Below are 7,975 nucleotides of genomic sequence, written 5' to 3' on the forward strand. Positions count from 1 at the left end.
ATCAAATTTCCCAAAACTTACAAATGAAGAATAGAAAAGTGTGATGTCTACCGCTTTGCGCGAAAGAAATCCCTTAGCAGCTTGCTGCTTTCCTCAGCTAACACACCATGTTCATATTGAACTCGATGGTTTAGCTGACTGGTATTAAAGATATCCATACAACTGCCCGCCGCACCGGTTTTCGGTTCAGTAGCAGCGAAAACTACTCGCTCAATTCTGGCGTGAACAATCGCGCCTGCACACATGATGCAAGGCTCCAGCGTGATATACATTGTGGAGCCGGGGAGTCTGTAGTTTTGTTGGTTGGTACAGGCTGCACGTAATGCCACAATCTCGGCGTGAGCCGTGGGATCCTGTTGACTGATAGGTTGATTCCATCCGGAACCAATGAGTTCATCCTGCAGGACTATAATCGCACCGACCGGTACCTCGCCATGTTGTTCTGCCTGATGCGCCAGTAATAATGCCTGACGCATCCAATACTCATCGTTGAACATGACTGATATGAACATCAATGAGGTTGAGTAATCGCTGGCTGGCACCTTTACTTTGTTCAATCAGGTGTTTACCCGCATCTCCCATTTCAGTGCGTCGTTGTGGATCTTTTAATAACTCGATAACTGAATCAGCTAATTGATCAGTATTTTTGACCTCAATCGCCGCATGATGCTCTAGAAACTGCCTGGTTATTTCAAGAAAGTTAAAATAATGTGGGCCTGTGATAACGGGACGGGAAAGAGCAGCAGGTTCTAATATATTGTGACCGCCATGATTAATCAGGCTACCCCCAACAAATGCAACATCGGCTGTACCATAAAAAACGGATAATTCGCCCATGCTATCAACAACCAGCGCCTGAACCTGACTACTACATGGCTTGCCATCACTTCTGCGCAGTGTATTTAACCCTGAACGACGACACAGCGCCGTCACCCGATCAAAGCGTTCAGGATGGCGTGGAACGATGATTAACAATAAATCACGAAACTGACCACGGATTTTGCGGGCTGCATCCAGTATCTGTTCTTCTTCACCTTCATGGGTGCTGGCGGCAATAAATACGGGGCGATTTCCCCATAACGCTCTAATCGACTCTGCACGCTCAATAATACTGGCCGGTAAACTGATTTCATATTTCAGATTGCCCACGGCATGCACTTTGTCTTTATGTGCACCCAGTTGAACAAAACGATCGCGGTCACTGTGAGATTGGGCGGCAATGAGCGGAATGTTTTGTAACATCTGCCGTGTTAACTTGGCGACTTTCAAATATCCCCTGGCACTGCGGGCAGATAGCCTAGCGTTGGCGACTGCGATGGGAATTGAACGTTCAGCACAAATTAGAATCAGGTTAGGCCAGAGTTCAGTTTCCATAATAATGCCAAACTGAGGCTGCATTGCATCAAGAAAACCTCTGATAGCAAACGGTAAATCATAGGGTAGATATACATGTAGTACATTTTCTGCAAACAGGCTTTCTACCCTGGCACTACCGGTTGGAGTCATTGTCGTTATAAGAATCTGATGTTCAGGGTAACGATCCTGTAATCCTTTAATAAGGGGACGGCAAGCCTCGACTTCCCCTACAGATACCGCATGAACCCAGATTAGATTTTGCTTGGATGCTCGCGAAGGAATATGTCCAAACCGCTCATGCCAGCGTTTAAAATAAGCAGGTGCCTTAAATCCACGCCAGATCAATCTAATCAATATGAACGGCAGAGCAAGATAGAATAGGGTTGAATACAAAACTTTCAAATTGGACTCACAGCAGGCAGTTTTTTAAGCTTAAATTGAGTTGGGATGATAGCATAGACGCTGTTTTGTATTGTTATCGAACAGATGAAAATTCTCAGTAAAAAATTCCTTCATCCGCGCTTTTGGCCAAATTGGCTTGGCCTGGTTCTTATGCGTATCTCAATCTATTTGCCAAAATCCTGGCAATTGTTCGCGGGTCATAGTCTGGGCCGCTTAATGCGATTGTTTATGAAAGATCGCGAGCGCGTTGCCAGGCGAAATCTTGAATTATGCTTTCCTGAAATGAGTCAGCAAGAACGCAAAGAACTGCTCAGTGAAAATATGTTGACGATGGGCATGATGCCGATTGAGACCGCTATAAGTTGGTGGGCCAGTGATAAAAGCCTGGAAAAACGGGTGGAATATCATGGTCTAGAACATATTCACAATGCTCTGGCTAAAGGTAAGGGAGTGCTGTTACTGACCGGCCACTTTACCAGCATGGAATTGGGCGGACGGCTGATCATGTTGAAACAGCCGTGCTATGTGATGTTTCGTGAACTTAAAAGTCCGTTATTTAATGCGGTGATGCTACATCAGCGACAACGTCACAGCGAAGGGACGATTTTACAAGCAGATATGCGCGGCATGCTGAGGGCATTAAAAAAGAATAAGGTCGTATGGTATGCACCTGATCAGGATTTTGGTCGAAGAACCAGTGTTTTTGCCAAATTTTTTGGTATAAATGCTGCCACTATTCCAGCAACAGCCAGACTTGCCAAAATGAGTGGTGCAGCCGTTGTGCCTTATGTACCAAGACGCTTACCCAATGGAAATTATTCGATTGATATTGGACCGGCCTGGGAAAACTATCCTATAGGCGATGAACTGGCTGATGCGCAAAGAGTAAATGACTGGGTAGAGGCCGAAATAAAAAAATCGCCGACGCAGTACTTATGGGTACATCGACGATTTAAAACCCAGCCTGAGGGCAAGGGCTTATTTTACAAAAAGCCTAGGGTCCGTTGATCTTCAAAGCCTATTAGCGGTTAAACGGTGAAAAACTGTAGCTCAGCATCAATGATTCTGAACCAGGGTTATTTTTTGCCAAATCCGCATTAGACATATGATAAAGCGTTAATGCCAAGCGGGAGGATTGACCAATACGGTAACCGAGCTCGATTCCTGTGCGAAATAAGAAACCGCTTCCCAAATCCTGTCCAGCACCATCTTCATAACTGACCACTGCGAGTTGTGGCGTCAGAATCCATTTCTCACCCAAACTAATATCATACCTGCCGCCTGCATGGGCCCAATAGCCTCCATCCGAGTTGGCGCTGATACCAAGTGCTGGAATGACATTAAAGAACGTTTCCTGTGCAGCAAAACGATACTCAATACCCAGTTCCAATGAATTTTTGCTTTCGAAAACTTCAAAACTTCCTGCAGAAAGTGCGATTGCTGGAGATTCCGCCTGAACGCTCACACAGCCTAGTAATCCGATGATTCCGATAATGCTTTTTCTTATCATAAATTATTGCCCTTTTAACTCATCAAAATCAGTTTATTAGATAACATGATTCATGCATTTTGAGAAGTTAAATGCAAAAAAAAACCACCCGAAGGTGGTTTTTTTGTCCCGTAAACGTTGAATTAACGTTTAGAGAATTGTGGTTTCTTACGAGCTTTATGCAAACCGATTTTCTTACGTTCAACGGCACGAGCATCACGAGTGATGAAGCCGGCGCTACGTAAATCAGTTTTCAGTTCGCTGTTATATTCGACTAATGCGCGGCTGATACCGTGACGAATCGCACCAGCTTGACCGTTGTTACCACCACCACGAACGGTGATGTTAAGGTCGACTTTGTCGGTCATTTCAACCAGTTCGAGTGGTTGGCGTACCACCATGCGAGATGTTTCGCGACCGAAGTAATCTTCAAGAGTGCGGGTGTTGATGGTAATGTTGCCGCTGCCTGGCTTCATGAATACACGAGCGGTTGAGCTTTTGCGGCGGCCTGTTGCGTAGTAAGAATCTGCCATGACGTTATCCGATTAAATTTCCAGCATTTTAGGTTGTTGAGCTGCGTGTGGATGTTCAGTACCAGCATACACTTTCAGTTTGCTGAACATAGCACGGCCCAGAGGATTTTTAGGCAACATGCCTTTCACTGCTGTCTGGATGACACGCTCAGGTGCTTTATCCAGTTGTTTTTCCAGCGAGATAGATTTGATACCACCAATGTGACCTGTGTGGTGATAATAGATTTTATCTTTCATCTTGTTGCCGGAAACACGCAGTTTTTCAGCGTTTACAACAACAATGTAATCGCCGGTATCAACGTGAGGTGTATAAATAGCTTTGTGTTTGCCGCGCAGACGGCGAGCGATTTCTGTTGCCATACGGCCCAGAGTTTTGCCATCGGCATCAATTACGAACCAGTCGCGACGAACTTCTGCTGGTTTTGCACTTAAGGTTTTCATTCCGCGGGGTGCTCCTGAAAATATACGCATGCGGTCAAATAAAGAGGGAGAATGTTACGGATTCAAGCAAAGTCTGTCAACTGCAATTAACTAAATATAAATAGCAAAAAGCCACCCAGTACTAAGCGGTAAATGACAAAAGGCCACATGCCTATCCGTTCGAGTAGTTTAAGAAACAAAAAGATACAGATGTAAGCACTGATGGCCGAGAAAACCGCGCCAGCAGTTAGGGCAAACCAGTCCGTTGCTTGATCAGCTTTGATCAGTTTAACTGTTTCCAGGCCCCCTGCCAAAAAAATAACCGGAATAGATAATAAAAATGAGAAGCGGGCAGCAGCTTCACGCGTTAATCCCAGCATCAATGCTGCGGTCATGGTGATGCCTGAGCGGGATGTGCCCGGTATTAGCGCCAAGGCCTGGGAGAAGCCAATAATAAAAATGTCTTTCCAGTTCATTTGATCTTCTTGGCGGTTTCGCTTGCCTTTCCAGTCTGCCCAACCTAGTAACAGTCCGAATAAAATTGTTGTTGCGGCAATAACCAGCGGACTACGTAAGAATAACTCGATGAAATCATCCAAAAATAATCCGGCCAGTCCAACCGGAATGGTACCGATAATGACGGCCCAGGCTAATTTACTTTCACCTACAGTTTGTTTTTGTTGCAGAGAGCGAAACCAGTCAAAGACAAGTTGTCTGATGGTTGTTCGAAAATAAAAAATAACCGCTGTCAGTGTGCCCACATGTACTGCGACATCAAATGCAAGCCCCTGATCTTCCCAGCCGGCAATAATGGGTAACAGAATCAGATGAGCAGAGCTCGAAATGGGTAAAAACTCGGTCAGGCCTTGGAGTAGGGCAAGTGCAATAATTTGTATAATTTCCATATTTTTCTCATGACATAGCCATCGCTGGCAAAAGGCTCATTATTAATGGGTCTTATAATAGCTGGCTTCGTGTTAAAATTCTCGATTGAATATCACTTCTCAATCAGGATTAGCTGACCCATTATGTCAACTCGTATAAGAGAAATTCCATACAACTACACTTCTTTCTCAGATCGTGAAATTGTCATCCGCTATCTGGGCGAACCGATGTGGGAAATTCTGCAACAGTTACGTGAACAACGCAAAACTGGACGCAGTGCAAAAATGCTGTTTGAAGTTTTGGGTGACATGTGGGTTATCACCCGTAATCCTTATATACAGGATGATTTGATTGAAAATCGCAAACGCTGGGATTCGCTGCGCCATGCTTTGCATCATCGTCTGGATCAAATACGTGAACGTGCTACAGAAAATGATAACCAACTGGCACTTCAGCTTGAGCAAGCAGCTCGCAAGGCAGTAGAAAAATTTGAGCGTGAACTGCTGGCAACGGCGGATCGTCGCAAAGTGGTTATGCGCCGTCTTAGCCGCGTGACCAAAAAACACAATATCTGCTTTGATGGATTATCTCGTGTGTCACATGTGACAGATGCCACTGACTGGCGTGTTGAATATCCACTGGCCGTTATCAAACCTGACACCGAAGAAGAAATGGCCGCTATTATTGCTGCCAGTATTGAGTTGGGTTTAACCGTCATTCCACGTGGTGGCGGTACCGGCTACACCGGTGGTGCGATTCCTTTGACTGCTGATAGCGTCGTTATTAATACCGAAAAACTGGAAGGCTTAGGGACTGTCGTTTATCGCAAGCTTCCCGGACGTGATGATGAAGTTGCTACTGTGCGCGCCGAAGCCGGTGTTGTGACCCGTCGATTGTCTGATCTTGCCGGTAAAAATGGTTTGGTGTTTGCTGTGGATCCAACGTCTCAGGATGCCTCAACTATCGGCGGTAATGTGGCGATGAATGCCGGCGGTAAAAAAGCCGTTATGTGGGGAACTGCACTGGATAATCTGGTTTCCTGGAGAATGGTGACTCCCGATGCGACCTGGATGGAAGTGGAACGGCTAAACCACAATATGGGCAAAATCCATGATATTGAGATGGCGACTTTCAGAATCAGCCGTTATAAACCAGATGGCAAAACATTGTTGGAAGCGCCTGAAGAGATTGCCATACCTGCACAGCAGTTACGCAAGTTGGGCTTGGGTAAAGATGTAACCAACAAGTTTTTGGGTGGCTTACCTGGCATTCAGAAAGAAGGTTGCGACGGCTTGATTACTTCGGCGGTGTTTGTCCTTCACCGTATGCCACAGTTTATTCGTACAGTATGTCTCGAATTCTTTGGTAACGATTTGACCAAAGCCGTGCCGGCGATTGTGGAAACCAAAAACTTCCTCGATAACAACAAAAAAGTGCTGCTCGCAGGTATGGAGCATCTGGACGAACGTTACGTCAAAGCAGTTGATTACAGCACTAAGGCACCACGTTCAGAGTTACCGAAAATGGTATTACTGATCGATATTGTCGGCGATGATGAAAATGCAGTAGCCGAAGCCAGTTCTGAGGTTGTGCGTCTATCGAATGCACGTGAGGGAGAAGGCTTTGTTGCGGTAAGTCCTGAGGCACGGGCCCGTTTCTGGGCTGATCGTGCGCGTACTGCAGCCATTGCCAAACATACCAACGCCTTCAAAATTAATGAAGACGTGGTCATTCCGCTTGAGCGGCTGTCTGAATATAACGACGGTATTGAGCGAATCAACATCATTCATTCCACTAAAAATAAGTTGCGAATAGTGGAGGCGGTGCTGCAGTTTTTGAGCAGTCAGCCTAAAGAACTGAAACAAACTATTAAAAAACTTGATGACAGCGCTGAGAATGATGCCATTCTGCAATCGAAAGTTGATACTGCCTGCAGTCATTTACGTGTGGTACAGACCCGCTGGCAGGAAGTCCTGGATAACCTTGATTCTGTCGCATTGAATCACAAAGAGTTGTTATCCGATGAAGTCCTTAAGTTGCTGGCTGATACCGATACCTTATTTAATGTATTGCAACGCCGGGATTTACGTATCTCTTACCGTAAAGAGGTGGAAAAACCACTGAAAGAACTGTTTCAGGGCCAATCTCTCGAAGTGTTGCGTAACAAGCTGGATGATATTCATAAAGAATTACGTTCAAGCCGACTGTTTGTTGCCACCCATATGCATGCCGGTGACGGTAATGTGCATACCAATATTCCGGTGAATTCAAACGACTATCAAATGATGCATGAAGCAGAATTGATTGTTGATGGAGTGATGAAGCTGGCGGGTGACCTGGGTGGGGTAATCTCAGGTGAGCATGGAATTGGTTTGACCAAGATGCAATATCTGGATAAAGCGACCATTGATGCATTTGCCGGTTATAAACAGAAAGTGGATCCGTTGGGTCGTTTTAATGCCGGTAAATTGCTGGCTGGCTCAGGCTTGGAAAACGCTTACACGCCATCGTTGAGGTTATTGCAGCAGGAAGCATTAATCCTTGAAGCCAGTGATTTGGGTGAGATTAACAACGATATCAAGGACTGTCTGCGTTGCGGTAAATGTAAACCAGAATGTACCACCCATGTACCGCGTGCCAATTTGTATTATTCACCACGCGATAAAATTCTGGGTACCGGTTTGATTATGGAAGCGTTTCTCTATGAGGAACAAACACGCCGCGGCATTTCAGTACGTCATTTTGAGGAAATGAATGATGTCGCTGATCACTGCACGGTTTGTCACCGCTGTCTGAATCCGTGTCCGGTCAATATTGACTTTGGTGACGTGTCAATGAAGCTGCGTGCCGTGTTGAAGAAACAGGGCAAACGCCATGTGAATCTGGGTAC

General features: G+C 45.5%; 8 protein-coding genes. 2 read left to right on the forward strand and 6 right to left on the reverse strand.

Going from position 1 to position 7,975, the window contains the following annotated elements; translation table 11 throughout:
* Window positions 1-47 precede the first annotated feature (47 nt).
* Together tadA and waaA are read right to left on the reverse strand one after the other, a co-directional pair.
* On the reverse strand, window positions 48-476 hold the full coding sequence (gene tadA, locus B3M51_RS05260; protein ID WP_292757341.1) for a tRNA adenosine(34) deaminase TadA: 429 nt from the start codon (window positions 474-476) through the stop codon (window positions 48-50).
* A gap of 7 nt (window positions 477-483) precedes the next feature.
* Window positions 484-1,758, reverse strand: coding sequence for a lipid IV(A) 3-deoxy-D-manno-octulosonic acid transferase (gene waaA / locus B3M51_RS05265; RefSeq protein WP_349676702.1), 1,275 nt, complete (start codon window positions 1,756-1,758; stop codon window positions 484-486).
* Between the two features lie 150 nt (window positions 1,759-1,908).
* Between waaA and lpxL the strand changes: the two genes are divergently transcribed.
* Window positions 1,909-2,766, forward strand: coding sequence for an LpxL/LpxP family Kdo(2)-lipid IV(A) lauroyl/palmitoleoyl acyltransferase (gene lpxL, locus B3M51_RS05270; protein WP_292757345.1), 858 nt, complete (start codon window positions 1,909-1,911; stop codon window positions 2,764-2,766).
* A 13-nt stretch (window positions 2,767-2,779) separates the two neighbouring features.
* On the opposite strand, the gene B3M51_RS05275 is transcribed toward lpxL, so the two are convergent.
* The 4 genes from B3M51_RS05275 to B3M51_RS05290 form a co-directional block, all read right to left on the reverse strand.
* On the reverse strand, window positions 2,780-3,268 hold the full coding sequence (locus B3M51_RS05275) for an acyloxyacyl hydrolase (RefSeq protein ID WP_292757347.1): 489 nt from the start codon (window positions 3,266-3,268) through the stop codon (window positions 2,780-2,782).
* Window positions 3,269-3,390: 122 nt separating this feature from the next.
* Window positions 3,391-3,780 (reverse strand): 30S ribosomal protein S9, encoded by a 390-nt coding sequence (gene rpsI, locus B3M51_RS05280; RefSeq protein WP_292356490.1) that lies wholly within the window; start codon window positions 3,778-3,780, stop codon window positions 3,391-3,393.
* A gap of 12 nt (window positions 3,781-3,792) precedes the next feature.
* Window positions 3,793-4,221 carry a 50S ribosomal protein L13 gene (gene rplM, locus B3M51_RS05285; protein ID WP_014705973.1) on the reverse strand — a complete coding sequence of 143 codons (429 nt, stop codon included), beginning with the start codon at window positions 4,219-4,221 and terminating at the stop codon, window positions 3,793-3,795.
* A gap of 86 nt (window positions 4,222-4,307) precedes the next feature.
* The gene (locus B3M51_RS05290; RefSeq protein ID WP_292356484.1) at window positions 4,308-5,105 is read right to left on the reverse strand and encodes an undecaprenyl-diphosphate phosphatase; all 798 of its coding nucleotides are present in this window, start codon (window positions 5,103-5,105) and stop codon (window positions 4,308-4,310) included.
* Between the two features lie 123 nt (window positions 5,106-5,228).
* Here B3M51_RS05290 and B3M51_RS05295 point away from each other — a divergent pair.
* Window positions 5,229-7,975: DUF3683 domain-containing protein (locus B3M51_RS05295; protein ID WP_292757349.1), on the forward strand; the 2,747-nt coding region annotated here is incomplete at its 3' end.

This window comes from Methylophaga sp. UBA2689 (assembly GCA_002354555.1).
Lineage (GTDB): Bacteria > Pseudomonadota > Gammaproteobacteria > Nitrosococcales > Methylophagaceae > Methylophaga.